Here is a 25586-nt window from a genome sequence, read left to right as displayed (position 1 = left end):
GATTTTATGATTTTATTTATCAGTCAATTTACTTGCATGTTTGTATGGGTGCTTATGAGCGCTTTTTGTTGTTTTTCTGCTTATGCAAGTATGGCGAATAAATCACCCAATACGCATCCACTGTTCGTTAACGCACCTTTATATTTAGAAACTGTGGTTGATAAAGATCAATATGCCAATGGCTTGTTGTCAGATTTAACGCAAGATAAACATGGCTTTATGTGGATTGCAAGTCAGCGTGGAATAGTACGATACGATGGGTATAAATTTAAGCCATTTCGTAAGGATATTGCCGATGAAGCGAGCTTGATTAGTGATATAGCCATTGAGTTATTTATAGATATGCATGAGAAAATATGGGTATCGACGATACATGGTTTATCACAATTTGACCCCACGACAGAGCTTTTTACTAATTTTGAGTATGATAACCCTGCCGTACCACTCCCATTTTCCTATGTATCTACGTTTGCTGCTTGGCAGCAGCAAGGCTTTTGGCTTGCTACTAATAATGGTTTGGCATTTTTTGATTTTTCAGCGGGTGCTTTCACGAATAACCACAAAGACATACAACTACCAGAGTCTTTAAAGCATGGAGTGATCCGACATATTATTACCTTAAATAACGGTGATCTTATTGTTGCGGGCAGTAAAGATGTTTGGCGCTTATCTAGTAATAACTATAGATTTCATAAGCTTTTAGATCGTAAAGTGAACCATATTTATGAAGATGATAATGGTGATCTTTGGCTTGCGACCGACGATGCCACATTGCTCAAGATCCGCGATAATCAGCATATTGAGTCCAGTCGCCTACCTCAAGGCATAATCACATCGATAGTCCAGCCCAACAATAATGAACTGTGGGTAGCTTATAACTTTAACGGCATTGTGACGATAGACTTAAATACTTTAAAGATTACACGACATTTACAACAAGATGAAAGTACGGTTGGTGGCTTACTCAGTAATACCATTCAAAAGTTGTTTATTGATCAAGATAAACAGCTGTGGATTGTGACTAATGGCAAAGGGTTGCAAAAATTCTTAACAAAAAATCAATCATTTGCAACGCTGAGGCAAGTAGAGAATGACTCAATGAGTTTATCAAACCCAGAAATATATAGCGTCGCGGAGATGTCAAATGGTGAACTTTGGCTTGGGCATAGTGCAGGGATTGATATTATTAACCGTTTGGGTAAACGTATACACACATTAGTGCCCCAAAAAAATCAGGAGACAAACTCAGTTCAATCTTTGTCTGTTTCTGCAATAGCGCAAGGACTGAATGGTGATGTTTGGGTTGGGTCAAGTGTAGACGGGCTATACCGCATTGATCTGGCGAGTAGAAAGACGCTAGGTTGGTACTCAACAGAGCTAGGGTTGAGAAATAAAAAAATTCGTCATGTGGTGCCTGTTGAAGGAGGTGGCGTGTGGGTTGGCTCGTTTGAAGGGATCCAATACTTAACGCCTAAGCGCGGCGCATTTTTAGACCCGACAATTATAAACGGGGCGCTGTCTGATACATTTGTCCGCGTGACTGACCACCAAGTTCTTGAAAGTAAAAATATTATATTTACACTTAATAATGGTTTTTTATGGGTTGAGCATAATAGTGGAAATAGACAAGCATATCGGTTTGTACGTCAATCTGAGCACACTATTAACATGCCTTCAAATTTAATTACCGCGGTTACCCAATCAGACGCAGGTCAGATATGGTTCTCTGGCTTAGAGGGGGTAAGTTTAGTCTCAAAAAAGAACAATCAGAGTATTGATTTTACATGGTTTGCTGCGTCAGGCGAGCATTCGGAGAAAAAAGCATTTACTAATCTATTAACGGATAATCAAGAGCGTTTATGGGAGTCAAATCTCATGTTTTCGCCTGATGACAATGTCGTGTTTGAATTAGAATCATCTGATGGGGTAGATATTGGTAACGATTGGATAGGAACATCTTTCAAAATGCGCGATGAAACGCTGCTTTTTGGAGGAACGACTGGTTTGCTCATGGTTTGGCCTGAGTTTTTCCATGTAGACTCAGGCGCATCAAAGTTGCGGGTCACAGATATTGAAATTGAAGGGGAAAAACGCTTGGTTAATGGTGCAGATATACGTTTAACCGAGAGTGAGCGACGGCTTTCCATTGAGGTTGCACTGTTAGATTACAATCAACCGGTAGAAACTAAATACCGATATCGGATGTTCAGTGAGAGTGATAAATGGCGCGACTTAAAATCCGGAAATAGGCTTATTAGTTTTACTAATTTACCTACTGGCAAACACATGTTAGAAGTTCAAGCTGGCAATAGATTAAATCAGTGGGGGGGGCATAATATAAAGTTATATATCGAAGTTACCCCAAAATATTATGAAAAAACGTGGTTTTTAATTACCGGCTTTATTTTGACGTGTTTGCTTATTTATATTGCTTATCGATGGAAACTAAATCAAGTATTAGCGCAAAGCCAAAATTTATTTACACGCAAGCTTGAAGTGCAGCGGCTTCAAAATATTGAACAACAATTAGAAGAAAGGATTAGATCTGAGTCCATCCTTGCAGAATCTAACTTAGCCCTTGAAGAGCAAAAGAAAAAGGCGGAGCGTGCTACGCTTGCCAAAAGTCGGTTTTTGGCGAATATGAGTCATGAGATACGTACACCCATGAATGCGGTGATTGGTATGGCGTATTTAATGTCCAGAACGGTATTAACGCAACACCAGCAAAGTTATTTGAAGAGTATACAGTCATCAGCGGACGGGCTATTAAGTGTTATTAATGATGTATTAACTTTGTCAAAAATAGAGGCTGACGCAATGGAGCTGCATGTTTCTGTTTTTTCGATAAGGCGCTTGTTACATGAAAGCATCAGTGTTTTACACTATATGGCCTCTTCTAAAGGTTTATTTCTAAGAGCAATACTTAGTGATGACTTCCCTGAATATATTTGTGCAGACAAAGGAAAGCTAAAGCAGATTTTGGTCAACTTGATTGCCAATGCCGTTAAATTCACCCATGTAGGTGGTGTGGAGGTTATTGGCAATTGCGTTGCGCTCCCTAATGGTGAATGCCAGATCAGCATCGTAGTTAAAGACACCGGACAGGGGATTGACGATAAAAATATTTCAGAGATCTGTAATGCTTTTGTACAGGTGGATGATAGTCGAACGAGAGTAACGGAAGGTACAGGGTTAGGTTTACGAATAACCAGCCAATTACTCAGTTTGATGGGCAGCAGCATAGAAATAAAAAGTGCGTTGGGCAAAGGAAGTGAATTCAGTTTTAATGTTGTTGTAAAAGAGAGTACTGAACGCGAAGAAAACAGTCTCCCTCAACCTGAGAGTCACGAAGAAAATCAAAAAGTCGCAAATGCGCAGGTATTGGTTGTCGATGATCATAAAACTAACCGTATGTTATTGAAAGCACTTTTAGATGAGGCTGGGCTAATCGTGGTGGAGTCTGACAATGGGGTAGACGCAATCAATCTGTGTAGAATACATCAATTTCACGTGATTTTAATGGATGTGCACATGCCAAATCTAGATGGGTATCAAGTCACGGGAAAAATAAGAGCGCTGCCAAGCTATCATGATACGCCAATAATAGCGGTCACTGCCAATGCATTTGATGCGGATAGGGAGAAAGCACTTGTTGCGGGGATGACTGCTCATGTATCAAAGCCTGTTGATCCAATTGCGTTGTATCATTTACTGGCGAGGTGGTGTGATATTGATTTAACCCAGTTAACAGTAGGGCTGGGCGCCGCCAGTAATGGCGTAGAGACTACGAATGAAATTACACAAAATACCGCTATGCTCAAAGCATTTGCCGAAGATTTCCAAGGCATTGTTGATGAATTAGAGGGTATCATCCAGCGTGGTGATATAACGCGTTGGCATGACACTTTACATAGCCTTGCAGGGTGTAGTGCTGCAATTGGTGCGAATGAGTTGTATGAAAGTGTAATACGGTCCGACAGTGACATCGAATTTTTGACCTTAACAGCGGTTCCTAAGGCACTTGAAGCTGGCATTGAACGGACATTATCGCAGGTGAAAGATAGGCTGGATAAGTCACTAGTAACTGATAATACGAGTGGTTTTAATCGCCTAAATTCAACATCAGCTATAATAAGCCGTTTAACTAAAAGAATAGAAAATCAGGAGTTTGATCTTACAGAGGATATTAACCGATTAGAGCGGAACTTAAAGGAAGATAAAGTTGAGCTAATTCAAGAGCTAAGACTTTCTTTGGAGAACTTCGACTTTGACAGTTCACTTGATATATGTAAAAAAATCCAAATTTTTTATGATTAGAATAGCGAATGTAGAGGTGTTTTTACTACTCAGCTGAATCTTAATATTATATAACTTTCTATTATGAATATATTTCATTTTTGCATTTTTTTTTGTCGTACGTTGTGTTTTTACCTATTTAAGGAACTAATGTGACATTTAAAGGAAATGTATTTTTGTCACTGATATTAGTGGCATTAATGAGCCTTTCATCTACATCATTTGCTAGCACTCACTTTAATAAACAAATATCAGAATATAATCAATACCAAGAGTTTAATTGGGGGCAGTGTCCAGCCCAGTTTAATACAACAGATAAACAAAATAAGTGCTCTTTTGCTGAAGTACCATTAGATTGGGCTGACCCTACAGGCAAAAAAATTGAAGTACTCGTTGCAAAATACCCTGCAAGAGGTGGAGTGAGTAAAGGCCAGCTATGGATGATAAGTGGAGGGCCTGGTGCCTCTGCTTCTATTGCTTTCCCACATGTAATTGAATATGACATGGCTGACATCGTTGAAGATCATGACGTTTATATAATAGAACATCGAGGAATAGGTTGGTCAACAGAGTTACAGTGTGACTGGCGTGATTATTTTAATCCTCAAGCATGTTTTGACGCCCAGCATGAAATCTGGGGTGATGGTCTATTTGAATTTAATACGACCAATGCTGCTCGAGATTTAGAATATGTGATATCAAAGAGTCGGGCATTGAACTGGTTACCGAGTTATATTTACGGGGTATCTTACGGTACTATGCTTGTGCAGCGTTTTACACAAATAGCCCCCAATGGTGCACAAGGGATAATTTTAGATTCAGTGTTACCGACTACGAATTTTGGCGCTGACATGTATGAGGAAAATGCGGACCAGGTTTTTACACAACTCGCCGACTATTGTGACCTTGATGAATATTGCCGTAGCAAGTTTGTTTCACCAGTTAACCAGACAATTCGAGCCACACTTTTAAACCATTTTGCTGGTCAACATTGTTCAGACGTGTCGATTGACCGTGAAAAGTTGCAGTTGTGGTCTATGGAGCAAATATCACGAAATGATAAACGGGCACTTTTACCATTTTATAGTCGTTTAGCTCGCTGTAACACAGATGATATCGTTGCGCTAAAGAAGGCTGTAACATTTTATAAGTTGGGGGGAAGCACTGTTATTTTACGTCAAGAAAATAATGTGCCTGATGAGTTTAAGGCAACTTTTTCTGGCCCTTTATATGACCTTATATCAATGAATGAGATAAACTTTGTAAAAAGAAGTGTAGACCAACGACGCTTATTTTGTGCGAATGCTGTTGCATGTTTCACCTTAGCAGAACATGCATTATCGGCCAAATACCAAAGTACATGGTCAGAGCGATATATAGGAGAATATATTTATAAACGCATGAGGCATTATATGCCACTTATAGCCTTCAATGGCACATTAGATCACGCCACACCTATATTTCACGCAAAGACGATTGAGTCATCTTTCACCAATATAAATCAACGGTTTATAGAAGTGCCTTATGCGCCACATGGCGTGGTGTTTAATACGGGGGTTAAAACGGCGGGTGAAGGTATTTGTGGTGTTGATATTATGGCGAGTTTTATGGAGAACCCTTGGACAAAACCGAATACGGATTGTTTAAATGATCTGACGGATCATACATTTAAGCTAGCTATAGAGCATAGCCAAGAAGTGTATGGGGAAGATGATGCATTTGGTTCATTTAATTAACCTCAGTTCTGGATAAGCGAAATTTGCCCAATAAAGCTATTTTTCTCACTCTCGGCGTTGCTTTCATTTGTAATAGCCCGCTATTACTGCATAAAATCGCCTTGATATTGAACAAAATATCATCATTGGATTGTATGTCAGTTTGTTTACAAAACATTTTCTATTCCAAAACCCTTATCCAAACCTGAGGTTAAGTAAGTTACTGTAAGCGTTACACAACGCAGATACATTTATAACATGCGCCAGCAATGGATTGTATTATATCCTCGATAACCAGAATCGTGATTTTAATAGGGTCTATGGCAGGCGTATGCTAAGCTTTTTAGTACTACTAAAAAGATAGCCCAGAGTCTAAATAATGCCCAATACCAAGTGTAAATATCCATAATCCCCATAAACTATGCTCAAGGACACATACTAGGAGTGAGCGACTGTGCGCGTATGTATAGGAAAATAGTAAACCGCCACCAAATGAGAGCGCTATTGCAACCCAGTTATCATATACACAATGGGCTAACGCGAATACGCTGGCACTGAGGATAATACGCGTGGTTTTATTTGGTAATATTCGTTTGTAACGGTGAAAAAAGTAACTGCGAAAAATAAGTTCTTGTGGCAATACCGACAGCAAAGGGTAAGCAATCAGAAGTATGAGCCACTGTGTGGTTGAATTGAGCGGGAAACTAAACCAATTACCTTGGTTTAATAATCCATACAACATGGCTGAAAATAATGCACCGGCAAAAAAGCTGGTGAATATGCGTTTTTTCACAGTAGAAAATTGCCCTAAACTGGTTAAACGAAAACGTTTAAAATGTGGATCGGTGAGTAGTAAGAATGTACACACCGTCATTAGAATGATCAGAGCAGGGAACAACCAGTTTGAGAGATGATAGCGAAAAAAGTAAGCTAAAATGGGTAAACAAAAGAAAACGAGGAAGAGTTCACACCAACGATATTGACTTGCATTCAAAGACGCTTCTCACTTAGTTGTATAGTTTAAAAAAACTATAGCAGTAAAAAGCGCCTGCAATTATGACAATTTAACTTTGGTCTTCTGGTAAGTATTTATATATTTTTGCCATGGTAATGAGTATGGCGACGAACGTGATCCCCATTAAACCAAATACTTTGAAATTGACCCAAAAGTCGAGCGAAAAATTGTACGCTATATATATATTGAGGCCTGCAATAAAAGCCAAAATAGCGACCCACATTAGGTTCAGTTGTTCACATATGTGCTTAGGTAACTCAATATTGAGCGGTGCATCGGTATCGCCTTTTTCATTGGCTGATTTCAGTACGCCAATAAGCGCCTTTTCTACGAGATTCTTTTTGAAAATATATCTAGAGATGATTAAGCTGACTGCCAGTACTGCGTATATGACCGTTGCCTTCCACTTTATGAATTGCTCATCTTGAAATAAAATAGTGAGGCCACCAAGAACCAAAGCGATAGCAAAGAATATCCAATGCCGAGTTGCTATTTTTCCATGCGCAAAATGATGGTAACCAAGTTGAATTGATGAAGTGACAATTAAAACACCCGTCGCCCAATAAATATCGACAAATTTATAGACCGCAAAAAACAAAATTAACGGAAGATACTCTAGCAATGCTGCCATTTATGTTTACCTTTTTGAATTCTCTACCATGGTTTTACCAAGAACTGGGCATAAGTTCAAGATTGACATTTATTACTTAAATCCTTAGCCTCAGCAACCCTTCAGTTAATGTGCTCTATACTGGCGCTTATGATTAAAGAAAAAGAGAATATATAATGAACAAAACGGAACTGATTGCAGCAATGGCACAACACAGCGACTTAACAAAAAAGTCGTCACAAGTGGTGTTAAATTGTATTTTATCCAGCATTACTAAACGCCTTTCCGAAGGGGATCAGGTTCCATTATCTGGTTTTGGTACATTTGCACTGAGTTATCACCCCGCAAAGAGTGGTCGAAATCCACAAACGGGGGAAGAGATTATGATCGAAGGAGCGAATAAAGTGCAATTTAAGCCAGCCAAGGCATTAAAGTCTGCCTTAGCTGAATATTGATAGAAATGGTTATTTTTGGGTCGCAGCTTTCATTTTGCTAACAAAGGCTTTTAGCTCACTTAGCATAGTTGTTGGATCATCTAAATTGTGCTCGATAATTTTTACAACCGCTGAACCAGATATTGCTCCGGCAGCCCCAGAGTCTAAAGCGGCCTTAACATGTTCAGGGCTGGAAATTCCAAACCCGAGTAGCGCTGGGGCGGCGTGGTACTCTTTGAGTTGCGTGACGATTGAATCAGCGGGCATTTGTACCGTTGATTCTGTACCAGTAACACCAGCTCGTGATAGCAGGTATGTGTAGCCTCTACCATAGCTTGCACATGCGCGTAATGTGTCATCGTTTGCATTCGGTGTCGCAATAAATATGGGGTCAATCTGCGCTTGCTGGGCTGCTTGGCGGAACATTTTTGATTCGTGAAGCGGTACATCAGCAACGAGAATAGAGTCTACACCCGCAGCGTGTGCTTGCTGGTAAAAGGCACTAATACCACGCGCAAAAATCAAATTAGAATACAAAAGTAAGCCAATAGGGATAGTTTGGTTATATTCTCTTACTTGTCTAATAATGTCGAAGCACGCTTCGGTGTTAACGTTTGCTGCAAGGGCACGAATATTAGCAGATTGTATTACAGGCCCGTCTGCGATTGGATCTGAAAATGGGATCCCGAGTTCTAAAGCATCTGCGCCTGCGTCAATTAAGCTTTTAATAATATCTAAGCTTAGTGCCTTGTTTGGATCACCTATGGTTACGAATGGAACAAACGCCCCTTGGTTCTGTGTCGCCAATTGGTCGAATATTTTAGCATAGCGGCTCATTATAGTGCTCCTCGTTCATTCAGTACTTGGTGTACGTGGGCTAAGTCTTTGTCACCACGACCACTGAGGTTTACCACGATAACCGTTTCATCAGTTTGGTTTTCTGCATACTTCAATCCGTATGCCAGTGCATGGCTAGATTCTAAAGCAGGGATGATCCCTTCATATTTGGCAAGTGCTTGAAACGCGTCAAGTGCTTCAGTATCTGAAATTCCAACATATTGCGCTCGGCCGGTTTCATGTAAGAAAGCGTGTTGTGGGCCTACAGCCGGATAATCAAGTCCTGCAGAAACGGAATATGACTCTTCAATTTGACCATCGCTGTTTTGCATAATATAGGTATAAGCGCCGTGCAGTATACCTTTAGTCCCTTTACATAATGCAGCGCCATGCTCATCAGTTTCGAGCCCTTTTCCGGCTGGTTCAACCCCAATCAACTTAACACTTGGTTCATCAATAAAGTCACTAAACATACCTATCGCATTAGAGCCGCCGCCAACACAGGCGATGACAGCATCAGGCAAACGACCTTCATTTTCGAGTACTTGTTGTTTGGCCTCTTCACCGATCATTTTTTGAAACTCACGGACGAGGGTTGGGAATGGGTGAGGGCCGGCAGCTGTACCTAACAGGTAGTGTGCCGTTTGATAATTTGCAGACCAGTCACGCATCGCTTCATTTACTGCGTCTTTTAAGGTACCTGACCCAGCTGTAACAGGGATCACTTCAGCACCCATCAATTTCATTCTAAAGACGTTAGGTTGTTGCCTTTCAATATCTTTTGCGCCCATGTATACACGACACTTTAAATCAAGCAATGCGCATGCAAGCGCTGTAGCAACGCCGTGCTGTCCTGCACCTGTTTCAGCAATGACTTCTTTTTTCCCCATACGCTTGGTTAATAACGCTTGACCAAGCACTTGGTTCGTTTTATGCGCTCCACCATGTAATAGATCTTCGCGTTTTAAATATAATTTTACTTTTGGGTTTTTCACTAGGTTTCGCGTTAGGGTTAACGGTGTCGGGCGTCCTGCATATTCATTAAGAAGTTGCTGAAACTCTTGTAAAAAACCGGCATCTTGTTGTGCGTTATTAAACTCTTGCTCTAGCTGTTTAAGTGCTGGAACAAGTAACTCTGGGACATACATGCCACCAAAGTCACCAAAATAGGCTGCATTATTCATTTCCACCTCAGTAATTTCTAATGTTAGTAAAAGCGTCTTTCAGTTTGAACTGACACTTTTTGCCAGGGCTTGATTCCACCCCTGAATTTAAGTCTAAGCCTTGTGCTCCATAGTGTGCCGCGGTTTCAACATTCTCAGGTGTTAACCCACCGGCCAGCATAAAATTGCGCACTGGGTGGCTAGTTAATAACTGCCAATCAAATGTCACCCCAGTCCCGCCAAAACCGTTGGCTGTTTTCGTGTCATATAGGTGCTTATCAACCCCGTCAAGAGGAGAGGGTAAGTTGCTTTCTATACCTTGCGCTTTCCAAATTTGACAAGTGATAGGTAAGTTATCACGTAAAGAACGAATATATTGCTCGTCTTCCGAACCATGTAGCTGTACAGCACTGAGCTTTAAGGTTAAAGCGTGATCGGCAACGGTGTTTATATCAGCATCAACAAACACTCCGACATATCGAAGTGGGGCACTGTCAACTAATGCTTTAGCGCAGTCTAAGTCAACAAAACGGGGAGACTTAGAATAGAAAATGAGCCCTCCATACACGGCGCCGGCTTCATAGGCTGACACGACATCTTGGGTGCGTGTTAAGCCACAGACCTTGTTTTCACCTAAGATCAATTTGCGGCAGGCCTCGTCGAGGTTTTGTTCACTCATCAGTGAACTACCTACTAAAAAGCCATCACATAATGGTGCGAGTCTTTTCACGTCTTGGTGGGTATAAATTCCTGATTCTGAAATAACAACTTTATCATCAGGGATCAATGCTCTTAATCGTTCAGTCGTCGCTAAATCGGTACTTAAATCTCGTAAATCACGGTTGTTAATACCAATAATATTGGCTTGTAACTCGAGTGCTCTGATGACTTCGTCTTCGTTACTGACCTCTGTTAGTATCGCCATGTTTAAACTGTGAGCCACTTTAGCCAGTGTCTTATACTGTGCGTCGTCTAATACAGATAACATTAATAAGATGGCATCTCCACCATGTAGCCGTGCTAGGTAAACTTGGTACTCATCAATGAAGAAGTCCTTGCAAATAAGTGGTTGGTTTACTTTTTCGCGCACGTAGGCAAGGTAATCGTAGCTGCCTTGAAAGTACTTTTCATCGGTTAACACGCTGATACAACTCGCGTGATTTTTATAGACAGATGTAATTTCGTCTAAATCAAATGTTTCACGTATCAACCCTTTAGATGGTGATGCCTTCTTACACTCGAGAATAAATTGCGTCCCTTTCTTGGCGAGTGCAGCATAGAAATCTCTTTTCGTGGGCTGCACTTTTTCAATAAAATCAGCTAGTGCACACTCCGCTTTGCGCGTGATTAATTCATTGCGTTTGTCAGCGACAATTTTTTCTAATACGTTAGCCATTGCTTACCTCTACAATTTCAGCAAGTTTTGAAGCAGCTGATCCAGATGTGAGTACGTCAAGGACTTGTTGAGTCGCATCTTTAAAGTTATCTGCTTTGTTATTCATGACTAATAGCGCTGCAACATTCACAGCAATTGCGGCGTTATGAGCTGTTGGTGCCTGACCGTTTAAAATTGCGAGACTGGCTTTAGCATTATATTCAGGTGAGTCCCCAGCAATATCTGTAAGTGGGAAATGTGCTACCCCAAAGTCTTCTGGAGATAATGTGTATTGTGTAATGTGGCCATTATTCAGTTCTGTAACATCTGTTGTGTCATGCAGGGCAATTTCATCAGTACCACTGCCATGTACTATCATCGCTCGTTGGGTTCCTAAAGTCTTTAATGTTTCAGCCATAGGCTTACACAAAGCAGGGTCATAAACACCCAGTAATTGCGTTTGTGGCGCACCAGGGTTAGCCAGCGGGCCAAGAATATTAAAAATAGTGCGGGTTTTCAATGCGCCTCGTACTGGCATTGCGTGCTTCACCCCTTGATGATATTGAGGCGCGAATAAAAATGTAAAACCGGTACTGTGTAAGCATTTACTGGCTTGTGCCGGCGTCATTTCTAAATTAATACCTAAGGTTTTAAGCAAGTCAGCTGACCCTGATTTACTAGACACACTGCGGTTGCCATGCTTGATCATATTTATGCCACATGCGGCAGCAACAATGGCTGCGGTTGTGCTGACATTAATGGTATTAGACCCATCACCTCCAGTACCGCAGCTATCAGAGCAATGTAAACCTTGGTTATCAAATGCGAGTGCGTTACTGCGCATAGATTGTGCTGCACCTGCAATTTCATCTACTGTTTCACCTTTGAATTTTAAAGACACGAGTGCGGCAGTCAATTCGATGTCAGAGATATTGCCTAACATGATTTGATCAAACAGTGCACGAGCTTCTGAAAAGTTCAGAGAGTGTTGGTCGAGTAATTTTTTTAAACTATCCATGTTGGCTCCTAACGAGTGAGATAGTCGATGGTTTGCTTAAGCAATTTGGCACCATCAGGGGTTAAAATAGATTCAGGGTGAAATTGATATCCGATCACTCTATCTTTTGCATGATAAATAGCCATTGGAATATTTTCATACTGGGCAACAACTGTGAGTGTGTCGGGAACTGATGTTGCCATAAGTGAGTGATAACGCGCTACAGGAAATTGTGCGCCCAAACCCGCAAATACAGGGTGATCTTCTACCTGAATAATAGAAGACTTACCATGTACCGTTTCACCGGCGTGACCAATGGTGCCACCGTAGCTTTGCGTTAATGCTTGTTGGCCCAAACAAATGCCAAGCATTGGGAACTTACCTTTACACAATGCGATTAATTCCAATAAACAACCAGCGTGGGCTGGGTTACCAGGACCAGGAGATAGCACCAACATTACCGGCTGCGTTTCTTTATTCATTTCAGAGAATATTCTTTGTGCGCTGATATTATTTCGGTAAATGACCAGCTCGTTGCCTAACAAGGTCAGTTCATCGACCAAGTTGTAACTGAACGAGTCGAAGTTGTCGAGGAAATAGACTTTAATATTACGCATGTGCATCTCCTTGATATGTTGATTGCACAGCTTTGATCACTGCTTGAGCTTTTGCGCGTGTTTCATCCGCTTCAGCTTGCGGAACAGAATCATAAACAACTCCTGCACCCGCTTGTACGTATGCGATATTATCTTTAACAAATGCTGATCGTATCACTATACAACTATCCATAGTGCCGTCTCCAGTTAGGTAACCTACCGCTCCACCATAGCTTCCTCTTCTATGCTGTTCTGTTTGACGTACGAGTTCTGCTGCTTTTACTTTAGGTGCACCAACCAAAGTCCCCATGTTCATACATGCTTGATAGGCGTGTAATGCATCAAGGTCAGGCTTTAGCTGTCCAACGACACGAGAGACTAAGTGCATCACTTGAGAATAACGATCAACTTTTAACAGTTCTTTGGCATGACGAGTCCCCGCGACACTAATTCGAGCGACATCGTTTCGTGCCAAATCAACGAGCATTAGGTGTTCCGCGCGTTCTTTTTTATCATCTCGCAATTCGAGTTCTATGCGACTATCTAAGTCTGGGTTAATCGTACCATCGGCAAATTTACCGCGTTGCCTTGTGCCTGCAATTGGGTATACCTCAACTTGGTTACTATCTACACTGTACTTTAATGCTGACTCAGGTGAAGCACCGAATAGAATAAAGTTTTGGTCACGCATATAAAACATATATGGGCTGGGGTTTTGAATTTTAAGCTGTTGATATGCAGATAGTGGTTGTTCGCACGGCAATGAGAAAGTACGTGAAGGTACAACTTGAAAAATATCGCCGTCAATAATGTTCTGTTTGAGTTTACTGACTTGGTCACAAAAAGTTTTGTCGTCAATGTTTACTGCAACTTTAGACTCACCTGAAACTAATGAAGGAGTATAGGGTATTGCTGCATCACACTGTGCATTTAATGTTTCTAGTTGTTTTCCGATCTCAAAGCAGTTTGCATGTACGTCAGGGCCATTAAAGACATTGCCAATCAGTTCGGTGGTTTTTTCTTGGTGATCAATAACAACCAATGTTTCGGCTAGGTAAAAAACGTAATCAGGGCAGGTGTTTTTATCGTTATCTACATCGGATAACTGTTCAAAATTAGCCACCATATCATAAGCAAAAACGCCGCCTAGAAACACAGAAAACGGCGTATCTGAGTTACTTTTTATTTCATTGATACAGGTTCTTAACGCACTAAATGCATTATCAGCTTTTAATTTACTATATTCGTCAAGCTGAGCATCATTGCAGCGATACTCTAAGGTAAGTAATGGCCCCTCCAATTGGGCGTTACAGTTCTGAACGTGAGCAGCCAAATGTGCCAATAATTGCTTACCATTATTTGATAACGCAGTGACTTGAACTTGCTTACCCTGGCATTCAATTCGTAATGCCGCATCAACGAGGATCAGGCTTTTTACATTGTCTTTTGAATCAATTTCAGCTGACTCTAAAAGTAGCGAGTTACTTTTATCTAGTGTTGCATATAACGACAGTGGGCTACTTATATAGTCGCGCCGTTGTCGTATACTGGTCACCTCACCAGGTGTTGTTGTTATATGACTAAAAATCAAACCTCATTCCCCTAAAACAAAAAACCCCGCTAGTAATTTACTGAGCGGGGCGATTAAATACTTATAACAATGCCGTCCCGCTATATTAAGCTCCACCACCAAGAATGTGTCATTGCATTGTTATTTAACATATATAATTCCAACTTTTAACAATTATTTAGATATAAAAAAACCCGCGTAAGATGCGGGTTTAAACTTTCGTTAGATACAACGAAACACCCGACTTTACGAGCGCCACCACCAATTTTTTGTTGTTGTTAAGTTAAGCATGTGGTTAATCATCATTACGTATCTTTAATGCACACAGTAAACCCTACTAGGTATAATACTGTCAAGGGCAAAACAGCGATAGTGACAGAAAAATATAAAAAATATACAAAGTTCGTAGCACTAAGCGGTGTTATACTTAGCTTCTAATAAAAAGCTACCAGATATAAAAGAGTTAGTTTGATTAAATATGATTTACACAGCCATACCACTTTTTCTGATGGACGTTTAACGGTTCCACAACTTTTAGAGCGCGCAACGGAAAAAGGCGTAGATGTATTGGCGATTACCGACCATGATACAACTGCAGCAATATTGCCAGCTCAGGCCTATATTGAGCAACATGCACTGCCATTAAAGCTCATCCCAGGTGTTGAAATTTCTACGCGGTGGGAAAGTTTTGAAATTCATATAGTGGGGCTTGCAGTTGATACAAGCTCAACGGACTTGATGAAGTTACTGAACGAGCAACAATCTAAACGAGAAGAACGGGCGAAAGAGATTGGTTTTAGACTGGCGAAAAGAGGCTACGAAGGGGTTTATGAGCAAGCAAAGCTCCTCGCTGGTGATGCTGAGATAACACGCGCTCATTTTGCGGCAGCATTGGTTGAAAGAGGTGTTGCAAATAACATTCAAGGCGTGTTTAAGAAGTTTTTAGCGCGCAATAAAACTGGGTATGTCCCAAGTACGTGGTGTGATATGGCAACAGCAATTAAGGCGATTAGAGCTGCTGGTGGCATAAGTGTTGTAGCCCATCCTGCTCGTTATCAAATGTCTAATAAATGGTTACGCAAATTGTTGCAGGAATTTGCAGACGCAGGTGGTCAGGCTATGGAAGTGGCTCAACCACAACAAGCGCCAAGCGAGCGGCAGTTTTTGGGACTATTGAGTCGTGAATATGGGTTGCTTGCAAGCCAAGGTTCAGACTTTCATTATCCAATGCCTTGGCTAGAATTAGGGAAAAACCTATACTTACCAAAAGATTGCCAAGGTGTTTGGCAGTTTTGGGAAGAAAACGAGGAATGTTAGTATGAGCCAATTTTTTCATATTCATCCAGATAACCCCCAAGCTCGCCTAATAAAACAGGCCGTGGAGGTTATTCAGCAAGGTGGGGTTGTTGTATATCCGACTGATTCAGGGTACGCCATAGGCTGTAGTATTGGTAACAAGCAGGCAAAGGAGCGCATTGAGCGCCTTCGTGGCATTGAAAAACACCATAACTTTACTTTAATGTGCCGAGATTTATCTGAGCTTGCGACTTATGCGCGAGTGGATAATCAGATGTTTAGACTTATCAAAAATAATACGCCAGGCCCTTATACTTTTATTTTTAAAGGTACAAAAGAAGTTCCTAAGCGTTTGTTAAATGATAAGAAAAAGACGATAGGTATTAGGGTTACCGATCATCCAATTACTGCTGCTTTGTTAGAAGAGCTGGCTGAACCTATGATGTCGTGTTCATTAATTTTACCCGACGAGCAGTTCACGGAGTCAGATCCAGATGAAATTCGATTGCGAATTGAAAAGCAAGTTGACTTGATCATTCATGGTGGCTACCTGATCGAACAAGCGACCACGGTGATTGATTTATCGGAAGATGAAATCGATATTTTACGTGTAGGGTGTGGTGATACCGCACCCTTTTCTTGATACTCAATAATGACCGTTGTATCAGCTCCCCCCCAACCGTTTGCTTTTTTAAATGGGCAAGCGGTTATTGAAAAGCCAGAAGATTTATACATTCCGCCCGATGCATTAGAGATTATTCTTGAGACATTCGAAGGTCCGCTGGACTTACTATTATATTTAATCAAGCGGCATAAACTCGATATTTTAGAGTTACCGATTCTAAGTATCACGCAACAATATGTGGCTTATGTTGAGTTGATGACAGAGTTTCGTCTTGAATTGGCTGGTGAATATTTAGTCATGGCAGCCTTGCTAGCCCAAATTAAATCGAGAATGTTGTTGCCTGTACACGAAGAGCTTGAGGAGGAAGAAGATCCTAGGGCTGAGTTGGTACGCAGGTTACAAGAGTATGAGCAATTTAAAGTTGCGGCAGAAAATTTAGATGAACTTCCCAGAGTTGAACGAGATATTTTTGTTGCGCATGCTTTATTTGATGACAGTGACGCGTCGATTTCAGAGCGCCCTGATATTGACGTAAAGGAATTGTTATTGGCATTAACTGAGGTCATGGCACGTGCACGAACTTTTGATCATCATCAAGTGAGTGCCGAGTCGCTTTCTACAAGAGAGCGAATGAGTGATATTTTACAGTATTTATCAGATCATGACGGTCCGTGTGCTTTTACTAATTTGTTTCGTATAGACGAGGGGCGAAGTGGGGTTGTTGTCACATTTATTGCAATTTTGGAGTTGATTAAGGAACAATTGATAGATTGTTTGCAAGTTTCACCTTCAAGTCAGATTTATTTAAGTTTACAACTACAAGAGTAGTCTTTCCTCTGTCATAATAGGGGATTGTGTTTTGCTTTTGGTGTAAAGAATGCGGCGTGTTAGTGATGAGCAGTTAGTAGAGCTAATAGAAGCTGCCATTTTTGTTTCAGATAAACCATTGTCAAAAAAGCGATTAAAAGAAACAGTATTGAAAGATATTGCAGCCTCAAATATGAGAATTGATGAGGCTATTAACTCTATTTCAGAGCATTATCAAGTTCGCGGTATTCAACTTGTAGCAGTTGGCAGCGGGTATCGCTTTCAAGCGTGTAAAAGGTTGACACCTTGGTTGAGTCATTTGTGGCAAGAAAAAGCACCAAAATACTCACGTGCAACCTTAGAAACATTGGCGTTAATTGCGTATAGACAGCCGATTACACGTGGTGAAATAGAGCAAGTACGAGGCGTTTCAGTGAGCTCAAATATAATGAAGAGCTTGCAGGAACGGGAATGGATTAAAGTTGTGGGCTATAAAGAAGTGCCGGGTAAGCCTGCACTATACGCAACGACCAACCAATTTTTAGATTATTTTTCGTTGTCTGGTTTAAGTATGTTGCCTGATTTACCTGAGCAGCATGACGTTAAAATTGACCAGATATTAAGCGATCCTTCTGTGAGAGAATCATCCGAATGAGTGAGAAGTTACAAAAAGTATTAGCCCGAGCTGGTGTGGGTTCGCGCCGTGAAATGGAAAAGTACATCGACGCAAACCGCGTCAGTGTAGATGGCAAGGTTGCAAAGCTAGGTGATAGAGTTGAAGAGGATGCATTGATCCGTGTCGATGGCCACATTGTTAAAATAGAGCAAGAAGTAGATCGTATTTGTCGTGTGGTTATGTATCATAAGCCGGAAGGCGAGTTGTGTACGCGAAAAGATCCTGAAGGGCGCCGTACTGTATTTGATAGGCTCCCTCGCATAGATGGTGAACGATGGATTGCGATCGGGCGTTTGGATATTAACACGTCAGGGTTATTGTTATTTACGAACGATGGTGAATTAGCAAATCGGTTAATGCACCCCAAGTATGAAGTAGAAAGAGAATACTCTGCACGCGTTTTTGGTGAAGTTACGAATGAAACATTACGTACATTAACGAAAGGCGTAGAGCTGGAAGATGGCCATGCAAAATTCCTTAATATTAAGCCAATGGGTGGCGAAGGAATAAATAAGTGGTTTAATGTTATGTTGACCGAAGGTCGAAATCGCGAAGTACGACGTTTATGGCAATCTCAAGATGTTGAGGTATCGCGTTTGATCCGCATCCGGTACGGAAAACTAGAGCTAAATAAACGATTACCGCAAGGTGGCTGGGAAGAGCTTGAGCTGGCGGATGTAAATTACTTAAGAAAGTCAGTTCGTTTGCCTAACGAAACGCAAACGAAGTTGTCTGTTATGCCTGAAAAACGCAAAGATAAGCGTGCGAAAATCAATCAAATTCGTAAGGCCGTTAAAAAACATAATCAACGGGCTCAAAAGCCAAAACGTCGTCAGTCGTAAGTCGAGATGGTTCGAGATGATAAAAAAGCCGCTAATTAAGCGGCTTTTTTATCACTGACTTGTACATCGAATCAATATTGAACTTATGCTACTTTGGTTGAGCATCAATTGATTGACCATTTACAGTGGCTGAATCTTCACTCATTAAGTAGAGGTAAGTAGGCATTAAATCTTCAGCTGTTTTCAATGTGTCTTTGTCTTCTCCGGGAAAAGCAGAAGCACGCATGCTGGTTCGAGTTGCGCCTGGGTTAATGCAATTGATGCGGATATTGGTTTTACCGACTTCAGCAGCCCAAGTTTGCATCATGCCTTCAGTGGCAAATTTAGAAATCGCATAAGGTCCCCAAAATTCACGACCTTCGCGTCCAACTCCAGAAGAAGTGAATACAACAGATGCAGAAGTAGATTTTCTCAGTAATGGGAACATGTATTTAGTGATCATAGCTTGCGCAGTGACGTTTACTTTCATAATATTTTCAAAAGTAGATACGCAAAAATGCTCAAGGGGCCCAAGTGAACCTAAAATAGAGGCATTATTGAGTAGTCCATCTAATTGTCCAAATTGCTGCTCAATCGTAGCAGCAAGATCCCGGTAGTTTTGTTTTGTTGCACCACGCATATCTAAAGGTACAATAGCTGGCTTAGGATAGCCAAGATTGACTATCTCATCGTAAACACATTCGAGTTTTTGTGTTGTTTTGCCCAGTAGGATTACAGTAGCGCCGTGTTTTGCGTAAGTAATAGCAGCTACGCGGCCAATACCGTCGCCTGCGCCAGTAATAAGTATGGTTTTATTTTCTAAGGCATTTGCCGCAGCTTGATAGTTGTGCATCGTGGACCCCAAATTAGAACTTTTGGACATTTTATCATAGCAATCACTCAAGTTATCGAATTTATTGTAAATATAAGTGGCGAAAGGCTACACTTTGCGTTAACTTTAACTGGTCTAATGTCTTATTAAAAATACGATTACAAAAATTTAACTAATTACAGCAAAATAATAATAAGATTCTGTCGGAGCCTAAAAAATGAAAAAAATGCTACTCTCACTCGCAGTCACTTCAGTCCTAGCTGGCTGTGGTGGTGGTGAAACATTAGAAGATGTCAAAAACGAAACAACCCCAGTACTTCCTTCTGTTTCAATTAAGTTCGATCCCTCAAATGGGGTTATATCTATACCAAATGATTTATTATTGAGTGGCACCAAAGATGGCACACTCAATTTACCCGGTGAGCTGGATGCAGAAGGCAACCCTGCAATCACACGTGCACACTACGCAAACCCATCATTGGCTTTAGGGGCCTTGGATGGTTGGTCTTCACAAATGCCTTATGTCATTGATTTAAATATGGCCGCTGGTATGAGTGTGAATGGAGACTCAGTAAAAACCCCTGGCTCTGTCCGTATTTTCGAAGTGATAATGGGGGCCAGTTCAGCCGACAGTGAGTGTGAAACTAAACCTGTAGGGACTGCATGTAAGTCTATTGCCGAGTTAAGTAATGGGCTGACGGGGGACTTTATCGCTCAGCTAACCAGCTCTGGTGATGGAATTGCGATTCAACCGTTAAAACCTTTTAAACCCGGTTCAACTTATATTACGGTATTAACATCTGGTATCGAAATGGCGGATGGTCGGCCAGTGAAAGCGTCATCGACCTATACATTAGCTAGGCAATCAGCACCACTTGTAACACCAGCTCAGCTTGCGTTACAAGGAGCGATTAATAGTTATGAAGCAGCGGTGACCAGCGGGAGTTTTGATGACGCGTTGGGTGCACTAAGCAAAGAAGACATTATTTATTCTGCTGCTGCGACTATTCAGTCGGTCGGCCCAGCAATGAGTGCGGTTAAAGGCTTATTAGCAGCGAGCTTAGCGTCGGGCTCGAATCCGAAGTTAGCAGTACCCGAACAGCCCGTAATTACAGTAAGAGATGTGCTGGTTATGGGTGGTCAAGATGCAGCAGCTGTTGCACCATTTCAAGCCATTCAATACATGAAAGGCAGTATTCAGTTACCTATGTACTCAGGTATGCCACAAGCCACAGGTGTAGAGAGTTTAGCTGATACATATTGGCAAGCCAGATGTGATAATGGTGCAGTGGTTGCCGGTTATAAAGCGGCAATTGGAGGTACGTTACCTGCGCCTGAAGCTGGCACTAATGATGCGGCTTGTGCAGCATTATCGGGTGGTTTACTAAGGGACTTTGGACTAGACACAGTCCGTCACGTCACAAAGTTTAACAGTATTCCTAAGCAGCAATGGCTAGCTAATGTGCCGGTGCAAATTACTAAACCAATTCCGCAACTACTCGGTATTGAGCAACCAGCAACAGGGTGGCCAGTTGTTATTTTGCAACATGGTATAACCACCAATAAAGAGACCATGTTAGGTTTAACTTTAGCATTAAGTGCGCAAGGCTTTGCCACAGTTGCTATTGACCACCCAATGCACGGTGAACGTGGTATTGATGTTGATAACGATGGCGCTGACGATTTTAATGCCACGACAGGATCAATCCTGTCATACATGAATTTAACATCATTGTTAGTGGCACGTGATAACTTACGTCAATCAACAGCTGACTTACTTGCACTGCGTTTAGGACTTAATTTTGGTGCCCCAGAAATTGGCTTAAATCCAACAGATGTGAGTTTTGTCGGTCACTCGTTGGGTTCTATTGTAGCACCAAGCTTTATTGCACATACAAACTCCCCTTTGAACGAACAAGTAGATGGATTGTTTAAAATTCAAAGTGCGGCACTTGCCAGTGGTGGTAGCGGGATTGCTAGCTTCTTAATTGCATCAGAACAATTTGGTTCATTTGTACAAGGCTCAGTGTTGAGCGCAGCGGATAACGTTGCCTCTAAAGCATTCTTGGCATTCTTAGCCAGCGATGGCGTAGCTGGTTGTACCGCGGAAAATATAGTTCCATGTGGTTATGCTGCGTATATTAAACACTTAACTGAAACCGGAGACACGGGATCGTTAGCCGCGATCAATGGGATTATTCAGCAGTTTGCGGTTGCAGCTCAATCTGCATTAGATAGTGCCGACCCATTAAATTATGCTGGGCTTGTGCAAGCGGTGAACACACCAGTGTATATGAATGTTGTGACGGGCGGTGTTGATGGTAATAAACCGGATACCGTTATTCCACCGACAACGTCGAATCCACTGTCTGGTTCAACACCGTTGGCACGCTTTATGGGATTACAAACCGTGACAGAAGCAGGACCACAACCCGCAGGAAATTATGTGGTTAATTTCAGCCAAGGTCATCATGGGTCAATTATCACCACTGCATTCAGTGAAGGAGCAGGTGGTACAGCGCAAGGTCATGCGATGGCAACAGTTGAAATGCAAACTCAGCTTGTGTCGTATTTAAAATCGAAAGGGTTGTTTTTACAAGTAACTAATCCTGCAGTTATTGCTAATTAATTACAATTAGTTCACTATGAAAAGCCGCTAAATTTAGCGGCTTTTTTTATTGGCAAAGTTTATAGGAGTTCGAGTTGGCATTTTTATTTGAGTATGGCTTATTTTTAGCTAAGGCAGTCACCATTGTTGCTGCAATAGGGGTTATATTAGTTATGATTATTGGTGCAAGCCAAAAGCCAAAAGGGAAAGCTGGGGAAATCGAGCTGAAAGACCTATCAAAACAAATTGATGAAACACGAAACCAATTTATTGAGCAAACATTGGATAAAAAAGCGCTGAAGGCACATAAAAAAGCCATTAAAAAGCTAGATGAGGTTTCGCCGCAAGGAAAGGTCTTTGTGGTCGATTTTAATGGCAGTATGGATGCCCATGAAGTAGAGAGTTTACGTGAAGAAGTCAGTGCAATATTAACAATCGCAGATAAAGAAAAAGATCAGGTGTTAGTGAATTTAGAAAGTGGTGGTGGAGTGGTGCATGGTTATGGCCTTGCAGCATCACAACTGATCCGCGTGAAAGATTATGGCTTACCTCTGACTGTATGTATTGATAAGGTTGCGGCAAGCGGTGGTTATATGATGGCCTGCGTAGCAGATAAAATATTTGCAGCACCTTTTGCGATTGTTGGTTCGATAGGGGTTATTGCCCAAGTCCCTAATTTTAGCAAAATCTTAAAAAAGAATGATGTAGATTTTGAGCAAATAACAGCTGGAGAATATAAACGTACTTTAACTATGTTTGGTGAAAACACCGATAAAGGTCGTGAAAAGTTTAAGGAAGAAATCGAACATACTCATGGGTTATTTAAGGCATTTGTTGCAGAGCATAGATCTACATTAGATATTTCAGCGGTTGCTACTGGAGAGCATTGGTTTGCAACTCATGCTCAGTCGTTTAATCTAGTTGACGAAATAAAAACCAGTGATGATGTGCTGCTGTCATTCAATGAACATTTTCAATTATTTAAAGTGAGCTATAAAATTAAAAAGCCGTTGGCTGAAAAAATAGGCCTTAATTTAAGTGTGATGATTGAAAGGTTAGGTATTTCATTATGGTCAAAAAGCAACAAAATGCGACTGTAACACCACTGTTTGGTTAAACTTGTACGTGTATGAAGCAATAACAACTTCATACACGTACACTGTAACGAAATAATATCTATAGTATATAGCTACTCATGATCTTATATACGTCGTTAATATTATCACCGGCTTTAAATTCTTTTGTGAGCGGCTCTACGTCAGAGCCTACCCAAATCTTGAGTTCTGAGTCCATGTCAAAATGACCGGCGCTTTCTTTGCTAAACTTGGTTATTTTACTGTATGGAATAGAGAGTATTTCCACTTTTGAGCCAGTTACACCCTGTTTATCAATAAGTAATAGACGCTTGTTGGTAAAAACAAACATGTCTCGTATTACTTGGTAAGCTTTTTCAATTTCTTCTGACTCAATTAATGTGTCAGCGAGCAACTCATCAAGTTTGTCGTTATCTACTTCACTGGCATTGCCGAGTAATCCGCTTAATAATCCCATGACTAATCCTTCTGAAAAAGTTGGTTTTCAAGAGTATGCCCATTAACTAATTGGCGATACTGCCAGCTTAATTTGTGACAGTATTTAAGCAAGTGTATATCAAATTGTTCAAAGTTGGCTTGATACTCAATAATATATTCTTTGTTTTGGCTCTGGGAAACGTGTAAAACACCATTAAGTTGCTTCAATTGTTCTATGGCATTACGGGGACTATCAATAAGCGTTAATGTAACGTATTGGCTACTGCCTGTATTGGTATCACGGTCATGCGTGGTAAGCTGTCCCTGATTTAAATATAGAACGTGATCACATAGCTTTTCTAGTTCTGCAAGGTCGTGAGAGCTTAATATAAAGGTAATATCTTCACTCAATGAGGCAATGACGTGACGTATCTCTCGTGCATTTAACGGATCGAGCCCAGCAGTTGCTTCATCTAGCAGAACTATTTTTGGTTCACCGATAAGCGCTTGTGCGATACAAACACGTTTTTTCATGCCATGAGACAGCTCACTAATTTTAGCGTGGTGGTTATCTGCTAAACCAACCAGTTCTAACACTCTGCAGGCTTCGTTAGTAGCATCAGCTAGGCTTAAGCCCTGTAGTCGAGCATAAAAACTGAGCTGTTTTTGTAATGAGAAACGTGGATCTAAGGTGGCATCCTGAGGTAGGGCGCTGAGTGTACCAAACAGTGAGGGATCACCCAACGGTTTTCCCATAATGCTTACTGACCCTGAACTTGGTCGAAGATACCCACATAATATACTGAATAGGGTTGTTTTACCTGCGCCATTGGGCCCAACCAATGCAACCGTTTGCCCTTGCTTCACCTCAAAACTGACATCATTTAGAGCGTATTTATCAGCAAAGTGTTTGGATAGGTTATTAACCTGAATTAAAGAGTTCATAGTGAGCGCCTTCTAAATGTAAATGCACTAAGTGCTAACAAACCAGCGCTCTGTCCTATAGGTAATAGCCAGTTGACCATAGATGTTGAGGTTTGTGGCGCGATATCCAACAATTGCACGCCAGGGAAAGCGTATAATAACCCTGAAATAATAGGCAGGTAGTAACTTAGGTATCCAATGAGTGCATTCGCTAAGGTGAATAACAAAATGGCTAACACAACAGTTAAGCGTGAAGAACTGGATATAAGGTTGAGTAGCGACATGAGCGCGATAAACGGCATAACAATAATAACAAGCTGAAGAATTAACTGTAGGCTAAGTACGAGCCCCGAACCAAATAGGCTCATATCTCGATAAATCATTACGAGAAATGTGGCTAATACGGTGAGCGAGATAAGGATCGCGATAATGAGTAATTGCCCAAGAAAGCGACCCAGTAAGATTTCGTCACGCGTACAGCGTAAGCTGATAAAGCGGAGTGTCCCTCTTAACCTGTCTCCGACAGTTTGGTCTGAACAGACGAAAATGCAAAAGCCAGGAAAGCTATATAATGCAATTAACCAAAATACCGCCAATTCAGCTTGAGGCCAACTCACGAGCTCTTGTAGCCCGATGTTACCAGTAAGTTCTTGTGCAACCTCAGAAAACTCAGGGCTACTGATAAATGGCACAGCTTGCGCAATTAAATAGTTCAGGATCATAAACCAAACCATGGCAAACGCACTGAGTGCAAGTAGGCCACGCTTGGTAGCGAAGAGGCGTGTTAGCTCAAACTGAGCAAGTTGCCACACTCTAAATAGCGACATAATTTCTCCTTTTTTTGAACAGTACCCTGTTGTGTACTGAATTTAAAGCAG

22 protein-coding genes are annotated in these 25586 nt (G+C 41.2%); 10 read left to right on the top strand and 12 right to left on the bottom strand.

The annotated features are described in order from the left end of the window. Window positions 1–54: 54 nt before the first annotated feature. Both J8L97_RS06740 and J8L97_RS06735 read left to right on the top strand, forming a co-directional pair. Window positions 55–4317 (top strand): hybrid sensor histidine kinase/response regulator, encoded by a 4263-nt coding sequence (locus J8L97_RS06740; protein WP_211048337.1) that lies wholly within the window; start codon window positions 55–57, stop codon window positions 4315–4317. A gap of 131 nt (window positions 4318–4448) precedes the next feature. Further along, complete coding sequence (locus tag J8L97_RS06735) at window positions 4449–6032, top strand: alpha/beta fold hydrolase (RefSeq protein ID WP_211048336.1); 1584 nt, start codon at window positions 4449–4451, stop codon at window positions 6030–6032. 331 nt (window positions 6033–6363) lie between these two features. Here J8L97_RS06735 and J8L97_RS06730 read toward each other — a convergent pair whose 3' ends face one another. After that, entirely contained in the window at window positions 6364–7005 is a 642-nt protein-coding gene (locus J8L97_RS06730; RefSeq protein WP_211048335.1) for a CPBP family intramembrane glutamic endopeptidase, read from the bottom strand. Window positions 7006–7075: 70 nt separating this feature from the next. Further along, entirely contained in the window at window positions 7076–7657 is a 582-nt protein-coding gene (locus J8L97_RS06725; RefSeq protein ID WP_192507623.1) for an inner membrane-spanning protein YciB, read from the bottom strand. Between the two features lie 155 nt (window positions 7658–7812). Here J8L97_RS06725 and J8L97_RS06720 point away from each other — a divergent pair, with 155 nt between their 5' ends. Then, window positions 7813–8091, top strand: coding sequence for an HU family DNA-binding protein (locus J8L97_RS06720; protein WP_210996653.1), 279 nt, complete (start codon window positions 7813–7815; stop codon window positions 8089–8091). 9 nt (window positions 8092–8100) lie between these two features. Here the strand turns inward: J8L97_RS06720 and trpA are convergent, their stop codons facing one another. From trpA to J8L97_RS06690, 6 genes are read right to left on the bottom strand one after another with little or no spacing between them, the layout of a single operon-like run. Further along, window positions 8101–8907 carry a tryptophan synthase subunit alpha gene (trpA, locus tag J8L97_RS06715; protein ID WP_211048334.1) on the bottom strand — a complete coding sequence of 269 codons (807 nt, stop codon included), beginning with the start codon at window positions 8905–8907 and terminating at the stop codon, window positions 8101–8103. Next, window positions 8907–10091, bottom strand: a complete 1185-nt coding sequence (gene trpB, locus J8L97_RS06710) for a tryptophan synthase subunit beta (RefSeq protein ID WP_210996651.1) — start codon at window positions 10089–10091, stop codon at window positions 8907–8909. Before trpB ends, trpA begins: the two co-directional genes overlap by 1 nt. A gap of 7 nt (window positions 10092–10098) precedes the next feature. Continuing rightward, window positions 10099–11466 (bottom strand): bifunctional indole-3-glycerol-phosphate synthase TrpC/phosphoribosylanthranilate isomerase TrpF, encoded by a 1368-nt coding sequence (gene trpCF, locus J8L97_RS06705; RefSeq protein WP_211048333.1) that lies wholly within the window; start codon window positions 11464–11466, stop codon window positions 10099–10101. Next, window positions 11459–12463: an anthranilate phosphoribosyltransferase gene (gene trpD / locus J8L97_RS06700; protein WP_211048332.1), complete on the bottom strand. Its 1005-nt coding sequence runs from the start codon at window positions 12461–12463 to the stop codon at window positions 11459–11461. Before trpD ends, trpCF begins: the two co-directional genes overlap by 8 nt. A gap of 8 nt (window positions 12464–12471) precedes the next feature. Beyond that, window positions 12472–13059, bottom strand: coding sequence for an aminodeoxychorismate/anthranilate synthase component II (locus tag J8L97_RS06695; RefSeq protein WP_409455154.1), 588 nt, complete (start codon window positions 13057–13059; stop codon window positions 12472–12474). Beyond that, window positions 13052–14629: an anthranilate synthase component 1 gene (locus J8L97_RS06690; protein ID WP_211048330.1), complete on the bottom strand. Its 1578-nt coding sequence runs from the start codon at window positions 14627–14629 to the stop codon at window positions 13052–13054. The genes J8L97_RS06695 and J8L97_RS06690 overlap by 8 nt, the downstream gene beginning before the upstream one ends. 447 nt (window positions 14630–15076) lie before the next feature. Here J8L97_RS06690 and rnm point away from each other — a divergent pair, with 447 nt between their 5' ends. Genes rnm through rluB form a run of 5 tightly spaced genes read left to right on the top strand, consistent with a single transcriptional unit; the run spans window position 15077 to window position 18854 of the window. Then, window positions 15077–15925 carry an RNase RNM gene (rnm, locus tag J8L97_RS06685; RefSeq protein ID WP_211048329.1) on the top strand — a complete coding sequence of 283 codons (849 nt, stop codon included), beginning with the start codon at window positions 15077–15079 and terminating at the stop codon, window positions 15923–15925. A gap of 1 nt (window position 15926) precedes the next feature. Further along, complete coding sequence (locus J8L97_RS06680) at window positions 15927–16547, top strand: L-threonylcarbamoyladenylate synthase (RefSeq protein WP_211048328.1); 621 nt, start codon at window positions 15927–15929, stop codon at window positions 16545–16547. Window positions 16548–16556: 9 nt separating this feature from the next. Then, on the top strand, window positions 16557–17357 hold the full coding sequence (locus J8L97_RS06675; RefSeq protein WP_211048327.1) for a ScpA family protein: 801 nt from the start codon (window positions 16557–16559) through the stop codon (window positions 17355–17357). Window positions 17358–17406: 49 nt separating this feature from the next. Then, window positions 17407–17991, top strand: a complete 585-nt coding sequence (scpB, locus tag J8L97_RS06670) for an SMC-Scp complex subunit ScpB (RefSeq protein WP_192507612.1) — start codon at window positions 17407–17409, stop codon at window positions 17989–17991. Further along, on the top strand, window positions 17988–18854 hold the full coding sequence (gene rluB / locus J8L97_RS06665; RefSeq protein WP_192507611.1) for a 23S rRNA pseudouridine(2605) synthase RluB: 867 nt from the start codon (window positions 17988–17990) through the stop codon (window positions 18852–18854). The genes scpB and rluB overlap by 4 nt, the downstream gene beginning before the upstream one ends. 88 nt (window positions 18855–18942) lie before the next feature. Here the strand turns inward: rluB and J8L97_RS06660 are convergent, their stop codons facing one another. Further along, a complete protein-coding gene (locus tag J8L97_RS06660) occupies window positions 18943–19686 on the bottom strand; it encodes a YciK family oxidoreductase (RefSeq protein ID WP_211048326.1) in 744 nt (247 codons plus the stop codon). A 196-nt stretch (window positions 19687–19882) separates the two neighbouring features. On the opposite strand from J8L97_RS06660, the gene J8L97_RS06655 reads away from it, so the two are divergent. Both J8L97_RS06655 and sohB read left to right on the top strand, forming a co-directional pair. Then, entirely contained in the window at window positions 19883–22294 is a 2412-nt protein-coding gene (locus J8L97_RS06655) for a VolA/Pla-1 family phospholipase (RefSeq protein ID WP_211048325.1), read from the top strand. 74 nt (window positions 22295–22368) lie between these two features. Further along, a complete protein-coding gene (sohB, locus tag J8L97_RS06650; protein ID WP_211048324.1) occupies window positions 22369–23373 on the top strand; it encodes a protease SohB in 1005 nt (334 codons plus the stop codon). A 76-nt stretch (window positions 23374–23449) separates the two neighbouring features. On the opposite strand, the gene J8L97_RS06645 is transcribed toward sohB, so the two are convergent. The 3 genes from J8L97_RS06645 to J8L97_RS06635 are packed head-to-tail and all read right to left on the bottom strand — an operon-like array spanning window position 23450 to window position 25535. Further along, window positions 23450–23824 carry a PH domain-containing protein gene (locus J8L97_RS06645; protein ID WP_192507607.1) on the bottom strand — a complete coding sequence of 125 codons (375 nt, stop codon included), beginning with the start codon at window positions 23822–23824 and terminating at the stop codon, window positions 23450–23452. 2 nt (window positions 23825–23826) lie between these two features. After that, on the bottom strand, window positions 23827–24729 hold the full coding sequence (locus J8L97_RS06640) for an ABC transporter ATP-binding protein (RefSeq protein ID WP_211048323.1): 903 nt from the start codon (window positions 24727–24729) through the stop codon (window positions 23827–23829). Beyond that, window positions 24726–25535, bottom strand: coding sequence for a hypothetical protein (locus tag J8L97_RS06635; protein WP_211048322.1), 810 nt, complete (start codon window positions 25533–25535; stop codon window positions 24726–24728). Before J8L97_RS06635 ends, J8L97_RS06640 begins: the two co-directional genes overlap by 4 nt. Window positions 25536–25586: the final 51 nt, after the last annotated feature.

Source organism: Pseudoalteromonas sp. MMG012, assembly GCF_018100875.1.
Lineage (GTDB): Bacteria > Pseudomonadota > Gammaproteobacteria > Enterobacterales > Alteromonadaceae > Pseudoalteromonas > Pseudoalteromonas aurantia.
Note: the sequence above shows the minus strand (reverse complement) of the source record. Positions and strands in the feature narration are given on the sequence as shown.